Below are 21,428 nucleotides of genomic sequence, written 5' to 3'. Positions count from 1 at the left end.
GAGTGGTATTTAAGGAAGATTAAATTTAGTCGACGAAGTATGTCTGTTTCCGTATAGTGTGCACAATTTTTATATTTCGTTTCTAAGGTGGTTAGATGAATATTAGCTTAATCGCAGCAATGGCGTTCGATCAGGTTATCGGCATGGAAAATGCGATGCCTTGGAATTTACCAGGTGATTTGGCGTGGTTTAAGCGTCAAACATTGAATAAACCTGTGATTATGGGACGCGTGACTTATGAAGCGTTAGGTCGTCCTTTACCGCAGCGTGTCAACATTGTTTTGAGCAGTCAAGCAGGCACAGAAACTGGCGTTATCTGGGTTAAATCAGTTGAAGAAGCATTAGAGGCCGCGAAGGCAGTTGAAGGTGCTGATGAGATTATGGTGATTGGTGGTGGTAAGGTTTACCAACAATTCCTGCCAATGGCGAATAAACTCTATTTGACTCACGTGGATGCTGAAGTGATTGGGGATACCCATTTCCCTGCTTACGAGCCTGATGAATGGGACTCTATTTTCACTGAATATCATGAAGCAGACGAAGCGAATAGCCATGGTTTCTGCATTGAAGTTCTGACTCGTCGCGTTTAACCGTCGTTGGTCTAGTCAACAAAAATGGCACTGTTAGGTGCCATTTTGCTATCTATTATTCTGGTTTCTAGATAAAACACTCACTCTTTGCGACGTTTTTGGTGAGATTTCTGTCTATGGAATGTTTTAGTTTCCCAGTGAAGCAGCGTTAAATCCCCTCCCCAGCAGCAGCCTGTATCCATTGCATACACATGTTCTGGTGTAAATTTTCCTTCCAGTGATGCCCAATGGCCAAAGAAAATAGCGTAATCTTCAGGGAATTGACTTGGTAGAGAAAACCATGGCTTCAGTGGCGCAGGCGCTTTAGCTGGGCTCTCTTTGCAGATCATATCCAGTTGCCCATTTGGAAAACAATAACGCAGGCGGGTGAGGGCATTGGTGCTGTAGCGCAAACGCGCCAGTCCCATCAAACTTTCAGACCAATTGTTTGGCATGTCTCCATACATAGAGTCAATAAACAGCGGATATGCATCGCTAGAAAGCACGGCTTCCACTTCGCGAGCGCACATTTTTGCGGTTTCAAGATCCCACTGCGGCGTAATACCAGCATGGGTCATGACCATTTTTTGCTCTTCATCGACTTGTAAAAGTGGTTGGCGACGTAACCAGTTGATTAACTCATCGATATCGGGCGCATTGAGTAGCTCATCAAGATGGTCTTTAGGCTTATTGCGACTGATTTTGCAGTAGATGCCAATCAAATGTAGGTCGTGGTTGCCTAACACTAGGCGTGCTGCTGAGCCTAAACTTTTCACATAGCGTAAGACTTGCAATGAATCGGGCCCACGAGCAACAAGGTCACCCGTTAGCCACAATGTATCTTGCTGTGGATCGAAATTCACGCTATCGAGAAGCTCTCGCAGCTCACGATAACAACCGTGTATATCACCTACAATATATGTGGACATAATTAATTAATCAGTGTTGGGATTGCGAGACGAAATGCAGGAATATCAACATGAAAGTGATTTCCTTGATCGCTCAGCATAACGTAATAGCCTTCCATCGTACCCATTGGCGTTTCTAATATTGCACCACTGGTATAGCGATATTCTTTGCCCGGTAGGATTACGGGTTGTTCACCAACCACACCTTCACCTTGCACTTCAGTTTTACGGCCATCACTATTGGTAATGAGCCAGTAACGGCTCATTAGCTGTATAGGAATTCGCCCTAAATTGCGGATACAAATAGTATACGCAAAGACAAAACGGGCAATGTCGGGCTGGGATTGGCTTTCTATGTAGACACTTTGAACTTGGATGCTCACATTGGGATCATTCAGCATAGTGCCTCCTCAGATTCTCTATTCCGATAAATTACACAGATAGTTTGCCATCTTACAATAGTGCTCAACGGAGATATTTTCAGCGCGCGTTCCTGGGTCGATACCCAGTTCGGTTAACTGCTCAACGCTGAATAAATCCCCAAGACTATTGCGGATAGTTTTACGACGTTGATTAAATGCTTGAGTCGTAATACGGCTCAATACTTTAATATCCTTCACTGGGTATGGATTTTCCTTGTGAGGGATCAATCTTACTACCGCTGAGTCCACTTTTGGTGGTGGCGCAAAGGCGGTAGGTGGGACTTCAAGCACAGGAACAACATTGCAGTAATATTGCGCCATTACGCTTAAACGACCGAAAGCTTTGCTTCCTGGGCCTGCTACTAATCGATTAACCACTTCTTTTTGCAACATGAAATTCATGTCGGAAATTTGGTTGGTGAATGTAAAGAGGTGGAACATCAACGGTGTTGAGATGTTATAAGGCAAATTACCAAATACGCGTATTGGCTGTCCAGCTTGTTTCGCCAGTTCACCAAAATCTACGGTCATCGCATCTTGCTGGATGATGGTCAGTTTGTCTTTCAGTTGTGGATGGACGTGCAGACGAGCGGCAAGGTCGCGGTCAAGTTCGACAACCGTCATTTTATCCATGCGGCTACCAACAGGTTCAGTTAATGCACCAAGACCCGGACCAATTTCTACAATGGCTTGTCCTGGTTGTGGGTGCATTGCATCTACAATACTGTCGATAATAAATTGGTCAGTTAAAAAGTTCTGCCCGAAACGTTTGCGGGCAAGGTGCCCCTGATGGACTCGATTATTCATGAATTCTTTTGTGTCATTTGGATAGCTAATTTCAATGCGGTGATGAAGCTGCCCGCATCGGCTTGACCCGTACCTGCTAATTCAAGCGCTGTGCCGTGATCGACGGAAGTACGGATAAATGGCAGACCAAGAGTAATATTTACCGCTCTGCCAAAACCTTGATATTTTAACACAGGTAGCCCCTGATCGTGATACATCGCTAATACGGCGTCTGCATCAGTTAAATATTTGGGTTGGAAAAGCGTGTCTGCGGGTAAAGGACCGATTAAGGTAATGCCTTGTTTACGCAAGATTTCTAGGGCTGGAATGATGGTTTCAATCTCTTCCATTCCCATATGTCCGCCTTCTCCGGCATGAGGGTTAAGCCCACAAACATAAATGTGCGGGTTTTCAATACCAAACTTGGTTTGTAAGTCATGATGTAAAATGGTGATCACTTCATGCAAGCTTTGTTGGGTAATTGCCTCGGAGACATCTTTTAGCGGCAGGTGCGTAGTCGCTAAAGCGACACGTAATTCTTGTGTGGCGAGCATCATCACAACGCGGTCGCAGTGGCTTCTATCTGCGAAAAATTCGGTATGTCCACTAAATGGAATACCCGCGTCATTAATAATGCCTTTGTGAACAGGCCCCGTTACGATGGCAGAAAACTCACCATTCAAACAGCCATCACAAGCGCGCGCTAAAGTTTCGGTAACATATTCACCATTACGAACGTCGAGTTTTCCAGCTTCTGCCGGTACACTCAGTGAAACGGGAACAATCGACAATTGTCCAGCGACAGAAGTCTGTGGCTGTTTTGCATCATATCCACGTAAGGTTAATGGTAAATTGAGTGTTTTAGCGCGTTGAAGAAGTAGGTCTGGATCTGCGCAAGCCACAAGCTCGGCAGGCCATGCCTGCTGAGCAAGTTGGATCAGAAGATCTGGACCTACCCCGGCAGGTTCACCGGGGGTGATGACGATTGGCTTATTTTGCTTGTTCATCATTAGATTGGCTTTGGCGACCATCCACGATATTCACATAAGCTGCAGCGCGTTGTTCTTGCATCCAAGTCTGCGCTTCTTCGTTAAACTTACGATTGAACAGTAAACGGTACGCTTGATCTTTCTTCGCGGCATCGGTTTTATCGACACTGCGAGTATCTTCTAACTGAATTAAGTGCCAGCCGAAACTTGAAGGTACAGGTTGGCTGATTTCACCTTTTTTCAGTTTCATCAGTGCATCACGGAATGCAGGATCGTAAACATCAGGCATATTCCAGCCTAATTCCCCACCTTTTAATGCACTACCTGGGTCTTCGGAGTTCTCTTTAGCCGCTTCTTCAAATGAAATTCTGCCGTTACGGATCTCTTGAGCCAGTTGAGTCAGTTTTTGTCTTGCTGTTGCATCATCCATAATTGGTGATGATTTCAGTAAGATATGACGCGCTTTCACTTCGGTGACGGAAATTGGCTGGTGAGTATCACCAGTGACGTCATTAACACGTAAAATATGGAAGCCTACACCGGAACGAATTGGACCAACGATATCGCCTTTCTTCGAGTTTTTCAGTTGGTCAGAAAAGACTACTGGCAGCTCTTGCAGACGTGACCAACCCATGTTTCCGCCTTTCAGTGCTTGAGGGTCAGCAGAATAAGCAATCGCTAATTTACCGAAATCAGAGCCTTTTTTCAGGTCAGTTAAGATTTTATCAACTAACGATTCTGCTTTTGATAACTGTTCAGGCGTTGGGTTCTCTGGCAGAGGGATCAGAATGTGACTTAAATTTACGCCTTTCTGGGCGTTCATTTGAGAATCCATTTGCTCAGCTAATGCATCAACTTCTTGAGGCAAAATGGTGATACGGCGGCGAACTTCGTTGTTACGCACTTCCGCTAACAGCATTTCCTTACGGATTTCGCTGCGGTATTTACCCATATTGATGCCATCCGCAGTCAGACGTTTTTCCATCTGCGGTAAGGTTAAATTGTTTTGGCGAGCAATATCCGCAATAGTTGCATTCACGGCTTCTTCAGGGATATTAATCTGCATTTGGTTAGCCATCTGCAACATGATGTTATCCATAACCAAACGGTCGATGATTTGCTGGCGCAGGGTTTGATCATCAGGAACTTGTTGATTTGCATTACGTGCATTCAACTTCACTGTATTGATCATATTCTGGACGTCGCTTTCAAGTACAACTCCGTTGTTGACAACCGCAGCCACTTTATCCATTTGCTGTGGCGCAGCTAAACTTGCAGAGCTTGCGAACATCAGTCCCAGAATAAGCGTTCTCCAATTCTTCATAATGGTCCTATAAAATTGACTTTTATTCCGCATATGCGGGCTAATCGTGATCGTTATGTTGTTTGTTATCAGAAAGCACGTTGATAAGGAATAATACCTTGTTTCAACATCTCCTGACTACCTAAACTATGATTGTTATTTAGGCCTCTAAGTTCCACGTTGATAGACCATTTATTGTCATATTCGCTGTTGAACTTCTCTTTTTGCCAACCCACAATCTTACGTTCATACCCTAAATTTACCGCCCAGCAGCAGGCATTGTATTGTAATCCGACAAGTTGGCTGGCGGATTGTTGCTGTTTTGTATCGTAATAATAAGAGCCGACAAAGCCCCAATTATCACTTAATGGCCAGCTCACCACGGTACCTACTTGTGAAATACCTTGTTGGTACTCTGGTAATGTGTAGGTATAACCACCCGCAGTATCTTCACGGCGGAACGTTGCTTGAATATAGTCACGGTCAACAAAACGGTAATTCAGCTGAATCAGTCTATCGGCATCAAAGCGATATTCGGTAACCGCATTCCCCATGGTGACACTACCCAGACGACGGTCATATTGTAAGCCACCGCGAACACCCCAGTTTTCATCAATGTGCCACATGGCATCGGTTGCCCACATTAATGAGCCTGTATCACTCTTATCATCGATTTTCAGGTTTGAGTTACCCGCACGAGGGCGTTCAAAATAGTAAATCTGTCCGACGGAGAAATTGAAGCGCTCAGCTAAGTTTTCATCATAAATACGGGTGGTTAAACCGGTTGTGAATTGGTTAGCAGAAGCGATACGGTCTAAACCACTGTAAATACGGTCGCGGAACAAACCTGTATAGTCAGACTGTAATAATGAGGAGTCGTAGTTATTGATATTGTCCTGATCTTTATACGGAATATATAGATACTGGACTCGCGGTTCTAATGTTTGGACAAAATCACTGCCTTGGAATAAGTCGCGTTCAAATACCACTTTCGCATCGCTCTTAAACATTGGCAGCACACGGGTGACATTTTTTTCTAAGCCGCTATTTTGTTTTACATCAGGAATATCTTGGTCGTAATGCGTCGCCATCAGCTTAATGCTGTTGTTCATTTGCGCCCAACCGTTAGACAGAGGCATACTGACTTCTGGCTCAATATGCAAACGGGTCGCATCTGGGTTATTTTCACCTACGCTGGTAAAACGAGCCGCTTGTGCATAGGTATGGAAATCCAACATACCGACGTTATTTTGGTAATAGTTGAAATCGATTTGTGGCTCAGCTTTATAAGCTCGCTTGTTTGGGTTATCCACAAAGATTTGGAACTGTTTGTGGGACACTTTCATGTTCCAATTGGTATCAGAATAACCGACGTTAAATTTCTGCGTGGCATAACCATCAGTGGTGCTACCGTACTGAGAGCTAAAGTCAGTAAAGTATTGGGGATCACTTACCTTGGTGTAGTCGGCACCAAAGTTCCAGTGTTGAGCAAAGGTCCCTGAATGGCGCCAGTAGAATAACCAACGGTCATCACTGTCACGGGCATCACGTTTTTCATTCTCTTTGTCTTTGATATAAGCGCGGTCGTGATTAATAAAGTCGAATGCCATGGTGCCCGTACCTGGTGTGATTAAATAACGGAATTCGTTATTTAATTTAACGCCTCGGTGGGTCATAAATTGTGGCGTAATCGTCGCATCGTAATTTGGCGCGATGTTCCAGTAATACGGCAGCGTGAACTCTAACCCGTCATTGTTGGAATAGCTTCCCATTGGGATTAAGAAACCAGAACGGCGTTTGCTACCAATTGGTAACTGCATATATGGGCTATAGAACACAGGCACATCTGCGATACGGAAACGAGCATGCCAAATTTCTGCGACTTCTTCTTCGCGGTCAATAATCACTTCAGAGCCTGCAACGCTCCATGTATTACTGCCTGGTAAGCAACTGGTGAAAGTCCCGTTTTCCATAATGGAATAGCGGTTTTCACCTCGCATTTTCATTTTTTTCGCATCACCACGCCCTTGACGACCTACCATCATGTAGTTACCGTCATCAACGTCAGTATTTTTATTATCTAAGTTTGACCACGCTGAAGGGCCTTTCAGGATAATTTGAGGGTCATCGTAATGAACATTCCCCGTCGCCGTCACTTCACGAACCGGTTCTTCACCCTCTTTTTGGGTTTGTGTCAGTTTAACGTTATCTGCTGTGAGAGTCTGGTTGCCCTGCTGAATATCAACGTTACCAGTATATTCGACAAAATTAGGGTATTCCCCTGTGACATCGTCAGCTTGAATTTCAATCGGTAAGCTATTTGGATCACCAGAGATAATAGGTTTGTCATAAACAGGCACTCCAAGCATACATTGTGCTGCAAGATCAGCATGTGCTTGCTGGCTATAAATAGCCGCCCATACCATGGTGGCGATTATTGTGGGATAACTTTTCTTCATCATTAAATAGGGAGTCCGTCAAATGGGCACAGTCGGCAAACGCTCAAAGACTATCTTAGCCAATCCGTTTTCGCCAGTATAATATCAAAACTGGCGTAAACGTGGTTAGCAACTTGTTAGGCTCTTTATCGTTATGCACAAAAGCAGAATGGATAGTATGATAATGCAAAATTGCATTCTGAGCATTGAAGAATTGAGGGATATATGCACTATTGGGGTAAAATTATTGGGGTGATACTCGCTATTGTCTCCGGTTTAGGGTTTTGGGGAGCATTAGCCGGCTTACTGATTGGGCACGGTTTTGATAAGGCTTCGGCTCAACGTAAGTTCGCTGGCGCCTTCAATAAGCGCGATAGACAAATTATTTTCTTCGCAAGTACCTTTCAAATATTAGGGCATTTAACCAAGTCAAAAGGGCGTGTCACCGAGATTGATATCCAGTTAGCATCGAACCTAATGGACAGAATGCAACTGCACGGAGAAACTCGCAAAGCCGCCCAACAAGCCTTTAGAGAAGGAAAATCCCCAGACTTTCCACTGCGTGATGTTCTTAAACAATTACGTATGGCTTGTTATGGTCGTTTTGACCTTGTTCAGATGTTTCTGGAAATTCAATTGCAAGCGGCTTTCGCGGATGGAACCTTACATCCTAACGAAAGAAAAGTGCTATTTATCATTGCGGAAGAGCTGGGTATCTCCAAAATTCAGTTTGAGCAATTCTTGGATATGATCCAAAGCGGTCGCCAGTTTGGTCATGGTTATTCCCAGCAGCAGTCAGGGGGCTATTATCAACAAAATAATGGCCCTACGCTGGAAGATGCTTGTAAGGTGCTCGGGGTTTCTGTGGATGATGACCCAACGAAAATTAAGCGAGCGTACCGTAAACTGATGAGCGAACATCACCCAGATAAGCTCGTTGCGAAAGGGTTACCGCCAGAAATGATGGAAATTGCCAAGCAAAAAGCGCAGTCAATTCAGGCAGCTTATGATCTTGTTAAAAAAGAGAAGGGTTTTAAATAACTTAAGCTTTTAAATAATTGAAGCGCTTAAATCGCCTAAGCGCTTCAATAAGATTAAAAATCGGGCGGGCAAGTAAAATGCATTGGCGTGCCATACTCTGGGTGAGTGATATACAGCTCTTGAGCATGTAACTGCAAACGCGGCGCTAATGCTAAAGCTTCTTCATGGGCATAAAATCTGTCACCAAGAATAGGGTGCCCTAACGCAAGCATATGCACACGTAGCTGATGAGACCGTCCCGTAATTGGCGAAAGTTTGACTCGCGTTGCCTGCTCTTCATATTCTAAAACTTGGTATTCGGTTTGCGCCGATTTCCCCGTTTCAAAACAGACTTTCTGCTTAGGTCGATTCGGCCAGTCACAAATCAGTGGCAAATCCACCAAACCCTCTGGTTTTTCCAAATGACCCCACACGCGAGCAACATAATGTTTTTTCGGCTCACGCTCTCTAAACTGACGCTTAAGTTCACGCTCAGCCGCTTTATGCAGAGCCACCACCATAACACCACTAGTTGCCATATCTAAACGGTGAACAGACTCCGCTGCAGGGTGATCCCGCTGAATGCGGCTCATGATGCTGTCATGGTGCTCTGGGGCTTTTCCTGGCACGGAGAGTAAGCCGCTAGGTTTGTTGACTACAATAATATGCTCATCTTGGTAGAGTATGTGTAGCCATGGTTCTGTTGGCGGGTTGTAGGGTAACATTTCTTTTATCCTTCATTCTTCACGCTGTAGCGGTGTTGGCTGCTCTTAGCTACCCTAGTCACATACTTGTGTATGCTCCTAGGGATAGCTGGCGTTTGCCGCCTAGCTACAACGCGAATAATTTTGGCTAATAATAGAGATATAAAGTCAAAAGCCAAACTATAAATATCTACTTTTTATCCTTGATTCTTCACGCTGTAGCGGTGTTGGCTGCTCTTAGCCAGCACCGCTAGTGCCGAGCTACATTCTCTACTGATGCGTGACAACCACTAAGCGGATAGCGTCGAGGCGCCATGAAGCTTGGTCGATATTGGTCATCAATTGGCGACGCTCTTCCTCGATAATATCGAGTTCTTCATCACGGATATTTGGGTTAACCGCTTTTAGCGCTTCCAAGCGAGACAGCTCCAGAGTCAGGGCTTTATCAGCCGCTTCTTTAGCATTCTCAATAATGGATTTCGCTTCTTTCTCGACCATCGGCTCAGAGAGGCGTAATACAGAATGCACCTCGTTTTGTACCGCATTGACCAACTTGCTCGCCATATGACGGTTGATGGCATTTAATTGGCGGTTAAAACTCTCAAACTCCACTTGTGAAGAGAGGTTATTGCCTTTTAAATCAATTAATAAGCGAACTGGAGTCGCCGGTAAGAAACGGCTGATTTGCAGCTGTTTCGGCGCTTGCGCTTCTACCACGTAAACCAGTTCGGTCAACAAGGTACCCACTGGCAACGCTTTGTTTTTCAAAACAGAAACCGCACAGCTACCCGTATCGCCGGATAACACTAAATCTAAACCGTTGCGAATAATCGGATGTTCCCAGCTAATAAACTGCGTATCTTCGCGGGAAAGTGCTTGTTCACGGTCAAAAGTGATAGTGCAGCCATCTTGCGGTAACCCTGGGAAGTCAGGCACTAACATATGGTCGGATGGCGTGAGGATAATTAAGTTATCGCTCTTATCTTCTTGGTTGATCCCAACAATATCAAACAGGTTCAATGCAAAGTTAACCAGCTCGGTTTCGTTATCACCTTCACCAATCTCTTCGGCTAATTTATTACCTGCTTCACCGCCATTTGAGTGCATTTCCAGCAAACGGTCACGACCTTGCTCTAGCTGTGCTTTGAGTGCATCGTGCTCTTCGCGGCAGGTTTTAATAAATTCATCAAACCCGTCAGTGATGGTTGGCTCAGCCATAAATTGCAGCAGTTGTTGGTAATATTTATCGTAAATGGTACGACCGGTAGGGCAAGTATGCTCGAAAGCATCTAAACCTTCATGGTACCAACGGATCAACACAGCTTGTGCGGTGTTTTCCAAGTAAGGCACGTTGATCACGATATCGCGGCTTTGACCAATACGATCCAAACGACCAATACGCTGCTCAAGCAGGTCAGGGTTGAATGGCAGGTCAAACATCACTAATTGGTTAGCAAACTGGAAGTTACGGCCTTCTGAACCAATTTCAGAGCACAGTAAAACTTGTGCACCTTCTTCTTGTGAAGCGAAATAAGCTGCCGCGCGGTCACGTTCTAGCAGGGATAGACCTTCGTGGAATACCGCCGCTCGGATCCCTTCACGCTCACGCAGAACTTGCTCAAGCTGCAGTGCTGTGGCGGCTTTGGCACAGATAACCAGTACTTTTTCGTGGCGATTCGCAGTTAAGAAGCCCATTAGCCATTCAACACGTGGGTCGAAGTTCCACCAAGTGGCGTTTTCGCCTTCAAATTCTTGGTAGATTTGTTCTGGATACAGCATCTCTTTCGCGCGAGTTTCCACATCCTTTTTCGTGCCCATAATGCCAGCGACTTTGATTGCCGTTTGGTATTGAGTTGGTAGTGGCATTTTTAAAGAATGCAATTCACGGCGTGGGAAGCCTTTGACACCATTACGGGTGTTTCTAAATAACAGGCGGCTAGTACCGTGTCTGTCCATCAGCATATGGATCAGTTCTTGGCGAGCGGCTTGGCTATCATCACCTTCAAGATTTGCAGCTTTTAATAACGGTTCAATATCTTGTTCTTTGATAAGCTCGTTGAGCAGGTTTTGCTGATCATTTGTCAGCTTATCACCAGAAAGTAGCAGTGAAACTGCATCGGCGACAGGGCGATAATTTTCTTGCTCGGCTAAGAACTCTTGGTAGTCATGGAAGCGGCTAGGGTCGAGGAGGCGCAAACGCGCAAAGTGGCTCTCTTGACCTAATTGCTCCGGTGTTGCCGTTAGCAGTAAAACAGAAGGAACGTGCTCTGCTAAGGTTTCAATCACTTGATACTCACGGCTTGGGGCAGTTTCGCTCCATTGCAGGTGGTGAGCTTCATCGACCACCATCATATCCCAACCCGCTTCAACGAGTTGGTCAAAACGCTGTTTATTACGACGAACAAAATCCAGAGAACACAGAACTAATTGCTCTGTTTCAAATGGGTTATCGCTGTCGTGTTGGGCTTCGCTGTAGCGGCTATCATCAAACAGGGAAAAGCGCAGGTTAAAGCGGCGCAGCATTTCCACCAGCCATTGATGCTGTAAGCTATCAGGGACAATAACCAGTACACGCTCAGCACGCCCAGCCATCAGTTGTTGATGGATTATCATACCCGCTTCGATGGTTTTCCCTAAGCCCACTTCATCCGCCAGTAAAACTCGGGGGTTGTGACGCTTACCGACTTCGTTAGCAATATGCAATTGGTGCGGGATCAAACTCGCGCGGATACCACGCAGACCCGTAGATTGGTGTTTAACTTGTTCGCTTTGGAATTTACGTGCGCGAAAACGCAGAGCAAAACGATCCATACGATCGATTTGACCGGCGAACAGTCTATCTTGTGGCTTATTAAACGTTAGCTTGCTATCAAGGAACACTTCTCTCAGGCTGACATCCGCTTCTTGGGTGTCTAAACGCGTTCCTGTGTAGGTCAATAACCCTTTATCTTCTTGAATACTTTCAACTTGTAGCTGCCAACCTTCGTGACTGGTGATGGTATCACCTTCGTTGAACATCACTCGGGTAATTGGGGCATCACTACGTGAGTACAGTCGATTTTCCCCAGTGGCAGGGAAAAGCAACGTCACCATACGGGCATCAATAGCCACGACGGCGCCTAACCCAAGTTCGCTTTCTGTGTCGCTGATCCAGCGTTGACCAAGAGTAAATGGCATAGGTTTAATTTAATTCCATAATTTTGATTGTTTATTTTTAGATGTTTAAGACAACTAACCGGTGTCTTTGCCCAGTGTTGATATAACGGTTATATACCAAGGGTGATGCGAAATTTTTTTAATCGTTTTGCCGTTTGGCAATTATAGCTCTTTTCTCTTTCGAGTCGCGTTGCTCGAATTATGATGAGTATAGCCGATTTTCTCGCCAAGCTGTGCGTATAACAGGTCGAGATATCAAAGGGGCGTTATATTAATTCAACATTCGCTTATCGTCACCTGTTAAAAATGCGGCAATTGTAATAAGAATTGTACAATTCTCGCTGTTCGTTAGGCTTTAAAACAAAAGATTAATTTGCCCTGTCAAAATGGCGTCAAAATCATCTTGCAGAAATGGCAGAATTCCATCGGCGATAGGTTTGATTTGCTTAAGAATATAGTGCTCATAGTCAGGTTTCGCGGTCACGGTCTCTAAGGGTTCAGGGCCTGCCTGAGTAATGAGATAGCTGATCCACCCGCCATTTTGATACTGCAAAGGGCGCTGTAATTTCAAATTATATTCATCGGCTTGACGGGCAGCGCGCACATGAGGCGGCACATTACGTTGATAATCTGACAATTTACGCCGTAGCCGCTTGCGGTAAATCAAGCGATCGTCATATTCTCCTGAACGAATGGCATGAATATAGTCACGAATAAATTCCCGATAAGGCTGGCGATAAAAAATGCGCGTATACAGCTCTTTTTGGAAGTTTTGTGCGAGGGGCGTCCAGTCAGAGCGAATAGTTTCTAATCCCTTAAAAACCATCGTATCTTGGCTTAAACCCGCATAGCGTTTTTTACTACCTTGGTCTGTGCCTCTAATTGTTGGCATCAAAAAGCGCCGATAATGGGTTTCATACTCAAGTTCGAGCACGCCATCAAGTTGCCACTCTTCTTTAAGATGCTGTTTCCACCAATTATTCACATGGTCACGCAGTTGATAACCCACTTTTTGGGCTTGTTCATCGGTATGGGGATCTCGCAGCCAAACAAAAGTGGAGTCAGTATCTCCATAAATCACCTGATACCCTTGGGATTCAATCAATTGTTTGGTAATTCGCATAATTTCATGACCGCGCATGGTAATTGACGCGGTTAATCGTGGATCAAAAAAGCGGCATCCATCGGCACCCAAGACCCCCGCAAAAGCATTCATAATAATTTTGAGGGCTTGAGAAAGCGGGGCATTTTTTTGCTGTTTGGCTTTATCACGGCCTTGCCAAATGTGGCTAACAATATCTGGTAAGCAATGGGTCGTACGGGAAAACCAAGCACCGCGAAACCCTTCAACAGAGTGTTCAGATTCTGGGTGTGCAAGCCCTTCAATCATGCCTGCAGGGTCTATTAAAAAGGTGCGAATAATAGAGGGATACAGGCTTTTGTAATCAAGCACCAAAACGGAGTCATACAAACCGGGCTGTGAATCCATCACGAATCCGCCGGGGTTAAGCTGAAATTTTTGCTCTGAGAGTGTGGGGGCAACAAACCCTAAACGGTGTAGCCGAGGAATATATAAATGGGAAAAGGCGGCCACAGAGCCCCCCATGCGATCGGCTGCTAATCCTGTCACCGACGAACGCTCTTGCAAGAACGCCATTAAATCGGTTTTTTCAAAGATGCGATGCACCAAAATACAGTCTTGAATATTGTAATGGGCGAGGGCGGGTTTATCGTGAGCAAAGCGGCGATTAATTTCATCCATGCGATCATAAGGAGTATCGATGGCTTTCCCTTCCCCAAGTAGCTGCTGAGCAACGGATTCCAAACTGAATGAACTAAAACTCCACGTTGCCGATTTTAACGCATCAATACCATCGATAATTAAGCGACCTTCAGCAGAGGCAAAAAAGACGCCTTGCTTAAAACCGTGTTCTCGCCATTCGAGTTTTTTCCCTTGCCGACCGAGTAACAGAGGGATGCCATAGCGCTCCGCATGCTTTTGTAAGACTTGCAAATCAAACTGGATCAGGTTCCAGCCGATGATGGCATCGGGATCGTACTGTTGCAGCCATTCGTTCAGTCTTTCAAGTAATTGAGGGCGGCTCGTGGCATATACGAGTCGATGTTGGTCATTCAGAGCTGGGCCTTGTTCGGGGCCAAGCATAAACACCACATTATCACCGCAGCCAGACAATCCAATCGAGTAAAGCTCTCCATGTTGGCTAGTTTCAATATCGAGGGAAACGGCGCGCAGTGTCGGGCGATAACCTTCACAGGGTTTGAGTTGATATTTCCCCTGATGATTGCGAGAAAACCACACGGGTGCGGTAATAAAGCGCTCCATTAAATAACGCTCACAAGGGCGAATATCGGTTTCCAGCAGCTCAACACCTAGCGCTTGGCAGTTTTTATCCAGATTTTGTAATTGACGATATTGCTGGCAATAGATGGCATAGACTTTTTCGCGTTTAAAATCCCGCAGTTCAACGGCGCGATAACTGATATCGGCTTGCCCTTCAATTAAATGGCGTACGAGCGGAAACTTGGATTCAGGTAAAAAACCGACCGCTTGCTGATAGGGAACAATAACTTTTTGCGGCTGATTATCCGTAAGTAACCAATAGCTTACCTCGACACCGTATCGGGTGTCTCGCCAATGGCGGCTAAGAATAAAGCCTTTTTCAGTGGGGGGGTTTGACTGAGGCATAAAGGAAACTCGCGTAAATAATCTGCAAATTAATATACGCGAGTAGTGGGAATTTATACAGTATTATTTATCGAGCTAATTAGAAATGCCCAATAATGCAGAAGCGTCGGTTTTGCCTTGTAACAGTGTTTCAGTATCGCCGTCATACACAATCGCGCCATCGGCAACCACTAAGCTGCGAGGGGCGATTTGTAGTGAGTCTTCAATACTATGGGAGACCATTAATAACGTGATGGATTTACTCACGCAAACGTCATTGAGCAATTGCAGCATTTCGCTGCGTAATGCAGGGTCGAGAGCAGAAAATGGCTCATCCAACAATAAAATCGGTTGGTTACGAATTAAACAGCGGGCGAGCGCGGCTCGTTGACGCTGCCCACCGGATAATTGCGCCGGTGTTCGGTCTAAACAGTCGGTTAAACTAACCTGCTGTGCCATTTGTTCGACGTCAGCCATTTGTGATGCACTCAAACGTAAGCTCGGTTGTAAACCTAATCCAATGTTCTGCCTAACCGTCAGATGAGCAAACAGGTTATTTTCTTGAAATAACATGGACACAGGGCGCTTAGCTGGAGGTGTAAATGTATGATTTTCACCATTTAAGGTGATAGTGCCGCTGCGAGGAAATTGAAACCCACTGATTAGGCTGAGCAGCGTGCTTTTGCCTGCGCCACTAGGACCCATTACGGCAACTCGTTCCCCCGAAGTTACCACAATATCAAAATGCATATTTAGGTTATCGTATTGATAATCCAGATTTTGTAATTCAATCATGAGTTTTCCCCGATAGGCGTTCGAGCAGGCTAAACAGGCAGAAACAGAGTAACAGCAATAACATCGCGGTAACCGCGCCGTCATTGGTTCGATAAGCCCCAATTTGCTGATAAAGATAGTAAGGCAAGGTGCGGAACTCTTCATTACCAAACAAGGCGACCACGCCAAAATCCCCAATTGAAATCACACAAGCGAATGCCAAAGCTTGGGCGATAGGTTTGCGTAATGCACGCAATTCAATGATTTTAAATCGGTTAAAACCGGTAATTTCGAGTGATTGGCATAACGGGTTATAGCGTTGAGCCAGATCTCGCATTGGGTTATCCAGCACTTTGAGCGCGTAAGGGATCGCAAGTAAGGCGTTAGTCATGATCACCAACGGATAAGGTGTTTCGGGTATTCCAATGGTTTCATTGAAAAAGATAAAAAAGCCTGTCGCCAGCACAATGCCCGGCATCGCCAGAATAATCAGCCCGCTTAGCTCAATAGCTTGTCCAAGTTTTAATGCATTTCTTAAACGCAGTTCACGGCTACTCCACAGCAGCATTAGCGTGAGGATCACACACAGAACTCCCGCACAGAGTGCAATAAACAGCGAGGTGGACGTGGCTTGCCATAACGCAGGTTGCTGTAAAACATCCAGTAATTGGCCGTTGAGCCCATCAACAATAACTGCTAATAACGGCGGAATTAATAGTAAAATAGCTGCGGCGATCACCAGCCAGTCACGTAGACGGCGAAATAGATTGTCAGCAGGATCAAACCACGATGTTTGGTGGCTAAACCCAACGGAAAAAGCATGGTTAATACGTTGGCAAATAAGCATTAATCCTACGCAACATCCCAGTTGAATCAACGCAAGTAGTGTGGCACGCCCTAAATCAAAGTCGTAACTCAGCGCTTGGTAAATTGCGAGTTCGATAGTGGTCGCGGCAGGGCCGCCGCCCAGAGCCAGTACCGTCGCAAAGCTGGCAAAGCACAGCATGAAAATCAGCGCGCCTGTTGGCAACATCTGACGGCGTAAATAAGGCCACTCTAGAATGGTAAATTGCTGCCACTCATTAAACCCAAGTTGAGCGGCACTTTGGCGCTGCTCAATTGCAATATTTTCAAGGGATTGCAATAGCATTCGAGTGGCGAGCGGCATATTGAAAAAGATATGTGCTAATAAAATGCCACGCAGACCATAAGGGGAAAACTGATAGTCAACACCGAGCCATAGGCACAACTTTGCTAGCCATCCAGTTTGTCCATATACCGACAAAATACCGAAAACAGCGACGAGAACCGGCAAGACTAAGGTCATTGCACACAAGCGGAGCAATAGTGTTCTTCCCCAGAATCGTCGGCGATACAGAGCTCTTGCAAGAAAAATAGCGGGAATAATGGAGAAAATAGCGGAAAGCAATGCCTGCCAAAACGTAAAGCCGATGACATGCCATAAATAATCGTCGTCGATTATCTCGCTGAGGGAAATTTCAGGTGCGAAAAACCACAGCGCCCCAAAAGCGAGAAGGGCAACGACGATTAAAAGACCGGAGGCTATTGCCCCCGGTAATAAGGTTAAATTGATTAACGACTGACGGCGGTTTGCCATAAACGCGTCCATGTTTGACGTTCTTTAGCCACTTCCGCCGCACTAAATTGCAGGGATTTAGCAGGCAGTGGTAGCACGTTATACACTTCAGGCAACGGCATATCGATAACCGGATACATCCAGTTAGTAGTTGGTAATGTGCCTTGGAATTCAGGAGTTAACATAAACTGTAAGAACTGTTTTGCCAGCTCTGGCTGCGGGCTATGTTTCAATCTTGCCGCCACTTCGACTTGCATATAATGCCCTTCATCGAACAGCGCCGCTGCGTAGTTGTCTTTCTTATCATTTAAAATTTGGTAACCCGGCGAAGAGGTGTAGCTCAGGACAAAATCTCCTTCACCTTTTAAGAACAGCCCATAGGATTCACTCCAACCTTTGGTCACGGTCAGTGTTTTGGCTGCCATTTTCTTCCATGCATCAGCCGATTTATCGCCGTAGATTTTCTCAATCCACAACATCAACCCTAAACCTGGGGTGCTGGTGCGTGGATCTTGGTAAATGATTTTCCAATTATTTTTGCTATCAAGCAGTTCGTCCATACTTTTTGGCGGTTGCTTGATTTTATTGGTGTCATAGATAAAGGCGAAATAACCATAATCATAAGGAATGAATGTTTTGCTTGTCCATTCGATAGGTAATTTAAGCGCATCCGTTTTGATATCTGCAGGGGCAAATAAGCCGGTTTTTTCTGCGGAGTCGAGTAAGTTGTTATCTAACCCTAAGATAATGTCGGCTTTGCTTTTTTCCCCTTCCATACGTAGGCGATTCAGTAGTGCAACACCATCCCCTAGAGAAACCAGTTTTAACTCACATTCGCATTGTGCTTCGAAATTCTTTTTGATTTGCGGGCCTGGGCCCCATTCCGCAGCAAAGGAATCATAGGTATACACCGTCAACGTTGGTTTTTCGGCAGAGGCGAATGCAGCGAAACTTAAGGTGGTTAAAGCAATGAGTGAGGTAAAGAGTTTATTTTTAGTCATTTTAATTCCTGCGTAAATCATAAAAAAAACACAGGATTTGAGGAGGGACCGATACAATAATTTGTAGGCGGTAGCTCAAATCCCTACGCCGGTATTAGCCGGATCAGGTTCTACGGGTTATTTCTCAGCCCAAATGGCACCCCGTTGAGACGCAGACTATTGTAATTACTTCAGACATATCTGCAAACTGTATTGATATAGGTTTACCAGTTTGGGTATGTGTGAAACAATTAGGCATCTTTCAAATTTGGTTATTGAGGTAGTCTAGTGATCGATGATGATGGCTACCGCCCGAATGTAGGAATTGTAATTTGTAATCGGCAAGGTCAAGTCTTATGGGCTCGCCGTTATGGTCAGCATTCTTGGCAATTTCCTCAAGGTGGGATTAACCCGGGGGAGTCGCCAGAACAAGCGATGTATCGTGAGTTATACGAGGAAGTCGGACTACAGCGTAAAGATGTAAGGTTACTTGCATCTACCCGTAATTGGTTACGCTACAAATTACCTAAGCGTTTGGTGCGTTGGGATACAAAACCTGTTTGTATTGGACAGAAACAACGTTGGTTTTTACTTCAACTCCAATGTAATGACGCCGATATAAACGTGCAGCGCAGTAAATCGCCAGAATTTGACGGCTGGCGGTGGGTCAGTTATTGGTATCCTGTTAGGCAAGTGGTCTCTTTTAAGCGCGAAGTTTATCGCCGTGTGATGAAGGAATTCGCTCCCGTAGTTATGCCTTTGCAGGAACAGAAATTACCACAACGACCTGTTTTTAATAATCGTAGGCGCGGAGTTAAGTAAGCCTATGTTGACGCGTTTACGTGACATTGTCGAAAAGGTCGCGATGGCGACCAGTCTCACTCAAGCTCTTGAAGTTTTGGTCAACGAGACGTGCAAAGCGATGCGCACTGATGTGTGCTCGATTTACTTAGCCGATCATCCTCGCCAATGTTATTACCTAATGGCAACCCGCGGGCTGAAAAAGCCTAGCGGGATTGCTATTCGTTTAGGATTCGATGAAGGGGTTGTTGGCGCTGTCGGTCGGCAATCGGAAATGTTGAACCTTGCCGATATTCGCGAACACCCGCAATTCAAATATCTTCCCCAACTCAAAGAAGAGCAGCTCAAAGCCTTTCTCGGCGTGCCTGTCGTTTATCGACGCCAATTGCTGGGCGTGCTGGTGGTTCAACAGCGAGAAAAACGGTTATTCAGCGAAACCGAAGAGTCCTTTATGGTCACGCTATCGATGCAGTTAGCGGTGATATTATCCCAAGCGCAAACAAAAGGTATTTTCGGTCAATATCGCCAAAACCGTCTCAAAGCTATTCCTGTTTCTCAAGGAATTTCGATGGCTTATGGTTGGCAAGATACCTCTCAACCTTCTTTAGAGAATGTGTATCAAGCGACCACATTAAATATTGATGAAGAGCGTCAACGCTTGGTGATAGCGCTGGAAAGTGCGGCAGCAGAATTTCGTCGTATTAGTAAGCGGTTTATGGCGAGTTCATCGAAAGAAAGCGCGGCTATTTTCGACCTATATAACCACTTACTTAATGATCCCCAACTGAAAAAGCGGTTATTTACGGCGATCAATCAAGGCGCGGTGGCTGAGTGGGCGGTGAAAACCGTCATCGAAGATTACGCTTTGCAATTCTCACGTTTACGTGACCTCTATTTAAGAGAGCGCGGCTCCGACCTTCGTACCTTAGGGCAGCGCTTATTATTTCATCTCGATGATTCACTGACACCAACCAGCCAATGGCCAGACCGTTTTATCTTAGTGGCTGATGAGCTAAGTGCGAGCGTTCTTGCAGAATTACCACTTGAACAATTAGCGGGTGTGATTGTGCGCGATGGTGCAACGCACTCTCACTCTGCGATTTTGATCCGAGCGATGGGGATCCCCGCGATTATGGGGGCGGATATTGAGCCTTCTTTATTACATAATCGCCATCTGATTTTGGATGGTTATCGTGGCGAAGTGTTTATTGAGCCGGAAAACTTCATCGCTCAGGAATACCAGCAAATTATTGAAGAAGAAAATGTGCTTAGCAGATTAGCGGAAGGCACACTTTCTCAAGATGCAGTACTCAAAAACGGTGAGCATGTGGATATTTGCCTAAATGCCGGATTGAGCCCTCGCTATGAACAGCAAATTCATGATGGGGTGGATGGTGTTGGACTCTACCGAACCGAACTGCCATTTATGCTGCACAACGGTTTCCCATCTGAGGATGAACAGAAGCAGTTATATCGGGATGTACTGCAACTTTTTGCAACGAAACCTGTGGTATTAAGAACTTTAGATATCGGCGCAGACAAGCAACTGCCTTATATGCCGATCAGCGAGGAAAATCCTTGCTTAGGGTGGCGCGGGATCCGCGTGATGCTGGATCAACCTGAAATATTTTTGATCCAACTGCGCTCTATGCTGAGAGCTAACCAAGATACGGGCAATTTACGTATTTTATTGCCGATGATCACTAGCATTAATGAAGTGGATGAAGCTATCGGGCTGATTAATCGCGCCAGAAATGAAGTGAGTCAACAACTCGGAAAATCGATTAATTTACCTCCAATTGGCGTGATGTTGGAAGTACCTTCACTCCTGTTTTTACTGCCAGAGTTAAAGCAGCGAGTTGATTTTATTTCGATAGGTACCAACGACTTTACACAATATTTACTCGCCGTCGACCGTAATAACACTCATGTGGCGGCGCTCTATGATAATCTGCACCCTGCGGTGGTGCGTTTTCTATCCATGGTACATATGGAATGTCAGCGTATAGGTTTGCCGATTAGTGTGTGCGGTGAAATGGCGGGGCAACCATTAAGCGCTATGGTGCTGATTGCATTGGGTTATCGTAGTTTGAGTATGAGTGGGCGCAGTGTTCCTCGCATGAAATATTTAATTCGTCAGCTTGATCCTCAATTGATGGCTGAGTTAGTACCTGATTTGCTCAGTGCAGAAACCAGCGAAAATGTCCGGCATAAGATCAGCGAGTTTATGGAAAGAAATGGACTTGGTGGTTTTGTGCGTGGCGGGATCTAGTTTGATCTTCTATGTTATTAATA

Annotated in this window: 16 protein-coding genes and 1 riboswitch; of the genes, 4 read left to right on the top strand and 12 right to left on the bottom strand. The window is 45.3% G+C overall.

Translation table 11 applies throughout. From position 1 onward, the window contains the following. Positions 1 to 95: 95 nt before the first annotated feature. Positions 96 to 590 (top strand): type 3 dihydrofolate reductase, encoded by a 495-nt coding sequence (gene folA, locus H0913_RS15075; RefSeq protein ID WP_036956287.1) that lies wholly within the window; start codon positions 96 to 98, stop codon positions 588 to 590. 80 nt (positions 591 to 670) lie between these two features. Here folA and apaH read toward each other — a convergent pair whose 3' ends face one another. The 6 genes from apaH to lptD all read right to left on the bottom strand — a co-directional run bounded on the left by apaH (position 671) and on the right by lptD (position 7,436). Then, entirely contained in the window at positions 671 to 1,498 is an 828-nt protein-coding gene (gene apaH / locus H0913_RS15070) for a bis(5'-nucleosyl)-tetraphosphatase (symmetrical) ApaH (RefSeq protein ID WP_154603379.1), read from the bottom strand. A gap of 2 nt (positions 1,499 to 1,500) precedes the next feature. Continuing rightward, positions 1,501 to 1,878: a Co2+/Mg2+ efflux protein ApaG gene (apaG, locus tag H0913_RS15065; RefSeq protein ID WP_036956291.1), complete on the bottom strand. Its 378-nt coding sequence runs from the start codon at positions 1,876 to 1,878 to the stop codon at positions 1,501 to 1,503. An 18-nt stretch (positions 1,879 to 1,896) separates the two neighbouring features. Beyond that, the gene (rsmA, locus tag H0913_RS15060; RefSeq protein ID WP_036956293.1) at positions 1,897 to 2,706 is read right to left on the bottom strand and encodes a 16S rRNA (adenine(1518)-N(6)/adenine(1519)-N(6))-dimethyltransferase RsmA; all 810 of its coding nucleotides are present in this window, start codon (positions 2,704 to 2,706) and stop codon (positions 1,897 to 1,899) included. Further along, positions 2,703 to 3,695 (bottom strand): 4-hydroxythreonine-4-phosphate dehydrogenase PdxA, encoded by a 993-nt coding sequence (pdxA, locus tag H0913_RS15055; protein WP_154603378.1) that lies wholly within the window; start codon positions 3,693 to 3,695, stop codon positions 2,703 to 2,705. Before pdxA ends, rsmA begins: the two co-directional genes overlap by 4 nt. Next, entirely contained in the window at positions 3,676 to 4,998 is a 1,323-nt protein-coding gene (gene surA, locus H0913_RS15050) for a peptidylprolyl isomerase SurA (protein WP_036956295.1), read from the bottom strand. The genes pdxA and surA overlap by 20 nt, the downstream gene beginning before the upstream one ends. A 68-nt stretch (positions 4,999 to 5,066) precedes the next feature. Beyond that, positions 5,067 to 7,436: an LPS assembly protein LptD gene (lptD, locus tag H0913_RS15045; protein ID WP_181478811.1), complete on the bottom strand. Its 2,370-nt coding sequence runs from the start codon at positions 7,434 to 7,436 to the stop codon at positions 5,067 to 5,069. Between the two features lie 204 nt (positions 7,437 to 7,640). Here lptD and djlA point away from each other — a divergent pair, with 204 nt between their 5' ends. After that, entirely contained in the window at positions 7,641 to 8,456 is an 816-nt protein-coding gene (gene djlA, locus H0913_RS15040) for a co-chaperone DjlA (protein WP_181477529.1), read from the top strand. Positions 8,457 to 8,509: 53 nt separating this feature from the next. On the opposite strand, the gene rluA is transcribed toward djlA, so the two are convergent. The 6 genes from rluA to thiB form a co-directional block, all read right to left on the bottom strand. After that, a complete protein-coding gene (rluA, locus tag H0913_RS15035; RefSeq protein ID WP_154603376.1) occupies positions 8,510 to 9,160 on the bottom strand; it encodes a bifunctional tRNA pseudouridine(32) synthase/23S rRNA pseudouridine(746) synthase RluA in 651 nt (216 codons plus the stop codon). 249 nt (positions 9,161 to 9,409) lie between these two features. Then, positions 9,410 to 12,316, bottom strand: coding sequence for an RNA polymerase-associated protein RapA (gene rapA, locus H0913_RS15030; protein WP_181477528.1), 2,907 nt, complete (start codon positions 12,314 to 12,316; stop codon positions 9,410 to 9,412). Positions 12,317 to 12,650: 334 nt separating this feature from the next. Further along, positions 12,651 to 15,002, bottom strand: a complete 2,352-nt coding sequence (locus H0913_RS15025) for a DNA polymerase II (protein WP_181477527.1) — start codon at positions 15,000 to 15,002, stop codon at positions 12,651 to 12,653. A 75-nt stretch (positions 15,003 to 15,077) separates the two neighbouring features. Further along, positions 15,078 to 15,776: a thiamine ABC transporter ATP-binding protein ThiQ gene (thiQ, locus tag H0913_RS15020; protein ID WP_154603373.1), complete on the bottom strand. Its 699-nt coding sequence runs from the start codon at positions 15,774 to 15,776 to the stop codon at positions 15,078 to 15,080. Next, on the bottom strand, positions 15,769 to 17,373 hold the full coding sequence (gene thiP / locus H0913_RS15015; protein WP_154603534.1) for a thiamine/thiamine pyrophosphate ABC transporter permease ThiP: 1,605 nt from the start codon (positions 17,371 to 17,373) through the stop codon (positions 15,769 to 15,771). Before thiP ends, thiQ begins: the two co-directional genes overlap by 8 nt. Further along, positions 17,349 to 18,353: a thiamine ABC transporter substrate binding subunit gene (thiB, locus tag H0913_RS15010; protein ID WP_154603372.1), complete on the bottom strand. Its 1,005-nt coding sequence runs from the start codon at positions 18,351 to 18,353 to the stop codon at positions 17,349 to 17,351. Before thiB ends, thiP begins: the two co-directional genes overlap by 25 nt. Before the next feature lie 62 nt (positions 18,354 to 18,415). After that, positions 18,416 to 18,507, bottom strand: a riboswitch (TPP riboswitch). 113 nt (positions 18,508 to 18,620) lie between these two features. Here thiB and rppH point away from each other — a divergent pair. Next, positions 18,621 to 19,154, top strand: a complete 534-nt coding sequence (gene rppH / locus H0913_RS15005; protein WP_006659219.1) for an RNA pyrophosphohydrolase — start codon at positions 18,621 to 18,623, stop codon at positions 19,152 to 19,154. Positions 19,155 to 19,158: 4 nt separating this feature from the next. Next, positions 19,159 to 21,405 carry a phosphoenolpyruvate--protein phosphotransferase gene (gene ptsP / locus H0913_RS15000; protein ID WP_154638755.1) on the top strand — a complete coding sequence of 749 codons (2,247 nt, stop codon included), beginning with the start codon at positions 19,159 to 19,161 and terminating at the stop codon, positions 21,403 to 21,405. The last annotated feature ends 23 nt before the right edge of the window (positions 21,406 to 21,428 follow it).

Origin of the sequence: Providencia rettgeri, from assembly GCF_013702265.1 — a bacterium.
GTDB lineage: Bacteria > Pseudomonadota > Gammaproteobacteria > Enterobacterales > Enterobacteriaceae > Providencia > Providencia zhijiangensis.
This window is presented reverse-complemented; position numbering and strand designations above follow the sequence as displayed.